A 2,500-nucleotide genomic window follows, 5' to 3' on the forward strand; every position below is an offset into this window, starting at 1 on the left:
ATTAAATTCCCTGCGGCGACCTACTCTCCCACACCGTTACCAGTGCAGTACCATCGGCCCTGAGAGGCTTAACTTCCGTGTTCGGGATGGGAACGGGTGTGACCCTCTCGGCATAGCCACAGAGAAACTCTTGGTAAGGGCAAATAATCATTCGCCCCTACAGTCTATTTCTCTTCAATTGCATCATCATGAATGTAGGTTGGCAGCATCGGCAGTTTATGATCGGGGGGTGGAGAACCACCCCCCTCTCTAAGAATTTTTTATGGTCAAGCCTCACGGCCGATTAGTACCGGTAAGCTGAATGCATTACTGCACTTACACACCCGGCCTATCAACGTTGTGGTCTACAACGGGCCTTTAGGGGATTGCTCCCAGGGATACCTAATCTTGAAGGAGGCTTCCCGCTTAGATGCTTTCAGCGGTTATCCTTTCCGTACATAGCTACCCAGCGACTGCTCCTGGCGGAACAACTGGAACACCAGAGGTACGTTCAACCCGGTCCTCTCGTACTAAGGTCAACTCTTCTCAAGTATCCTACGCCCACAGAAGATAGGGACCAAACTGTCTCACGACGTTTTAAACCCAGCTCGCGTACCGCTTTAATTGGCGAACAGCCAAACCCTTGGGACCTACTTCAGCCCCAGGATGCGATGAGCCGACATCGAGGTGCCAAACCTCCCCGTCGATGTGAACTCTTGGGGGAGATCAGCCTGTTATCCCCGGCGTACCTTTTATCCGTTGAGCGACGGCCCTTCCATACAGAACCGCCGGATCACTAAGACCTACTTTCGTACCTGCTCGACTTGTTGGTCTCGCAGTCAAGCTCCCTTATGCCTTTACACTCTACGGCTGGTTTCCAATCAGCCTGAGGGAACCTTCGCGCGCCTCCGTTACTCTTTGGGAGGCGACCGCCCCAGTCAAACTACCCATCAGACAGTGTCCCCGACCCGGATGACGGGCCTGGGTTAGACATCCAAACAAACCAGGGTGGTATTTCAAGGTTGACTCCACCGAGACTGGCGTCCCAGCTTCAAAGTCTCCCACCTATCCTACACAAGCTTATTCGAATGTCACTGTCAAACTGTAGTAAAGGTGCACGGGGTCTTTCCGTCTTTCTGCGGGTACTCGGCATCTTCACCGAGAATTCAATTTCGCTGAGCCACTGGTTGAGACAGCGCGGAAATCGTTACGCCATTCGTGCAGGTCGGAACTTACCCGACAAGGAATTTCGCTACCTTAGGACCGTTATAGTTACGGCCGCCGTTTACCGGGGCTTCGGTTCAAAGCTTCACCTTGCGGCTAACAAATCCCCTTAACCTTCCGGCACCGGGCAGGCGTCAGACCCTATACGTCGTCTTGCGACTTTGCAGAGTCCTATGTTTTTAGTAAACAGTCGCTACCGCCATTTCTCTGCGACCCTCTTCAGCTGTGCGAGCGAATCGCCTTCACCAAAAAGGGCATACCTTCTCCCGAAGTTACGGTATCATTTTGCCGAGTTCCTTAACCAGTGTTCTCTCAAGCACCTTAGGACATTTATCCTCACCCACCTGAGTCGGTTTACGGTACGGTCACCTGCTGTCTGAAGCTTAGAGGCTTTTCTTGGAAGCATGGGATCGACGACTTTGCGGGGATACCCCCTCGTCATCAGTTCTCAGCGTTGAATGGAGAAAGGGATTTGCCTCCTTCTCCCGCCTACAACCTTAAACCTGGACAACCAGCGCCAGGATCGTCTACCCTTCTCCGTCCCCCCATCGCAACAACAGGTGGTACAGGAATATTAACCTGTTTCCCATCAACTACGCCTTTCGGCCTCGCCTTAGGGACCGACTAACCCTACGCAGATTACCTTTACGTAGGAAACCTTGGGTTTTCGGTGACAAGGTTTCTCACCTTGTTTTTCGCTACTCATGTCAGCATAATCTCTTGTGATACCTCCAGCCGTCCTCACGGTCGACCTTCGCAGGCTTACACAATGCTCCCCTACCACTTGATCCTTAAGGATCAAATCCGTAGCTTCGGTACTACGCTTAGCCCCGTTACATTTTCCGCGCAGACCCACTCGACCAGTGAGCTATTACGCTTTCTTTAAAGGGTGGCTGCTTCTAAGCCAACCTCCTGGTTGTCTGGGCATTTCCACATCGTTTTCCACTTAGCGTAGATTTTGGGACCTTAGCTGACGGTCTGGGCTCTTTCCCTTTTGACTACGGATCTTATCACCCGCAGTCTGACTCCCACAATAACAGTTAGCGGTATTCGGAGTTTGGTTAGGTTTGGTAACCTGGTGAGGCCCCTAGCCCATCCAGTGCTCTACCCCCGCTACTTACTTTGTGAGGCTATACCTAAATATATTTCGGGGAGAACCAGCTATCTCCGAGTTTGATTAGCCTTTCACTCCTATCCACACCTCATCCCCTGGCTTTTCAACGCCAGTGGGTTCGGGCCTCCACGAAGTGTTACCTTCCTTTCACCCTGGACATGGATAGATCACCCGGTTTCGGGT

Annotated in this window: 2 rRNA genes (1 of these 2 cut by a window edge); both read right to left on the reverse strand. The window is 52.1% G+C overall.

From position 1 onward, the window contains the following. Positions 1-7: 7 nt before the first annotated feature. A 5S ribosomal RNA gene (rrf, locus tag KOL99_RS20655) occupies positions 8-124 on the reverse strand. 138 nt (positions 125-262) lie between these two features. Further along, positions 263-2,500: ribosomal RNA gene (locus tag KOL99_RS20660) — 23S ribosomal RNA — on the reverse strand; it runs 721 nt beyond the window's last position.

It is taken from the genome of Geomonas azotofigens (genome assembly GCF_018919395.1).
Lineage (GTDB): Bacteria > Desulfobacterota > Desulfuromonadia > Geobacterales > Geobacteraceae > Geomonas > Geomonas azotofigens.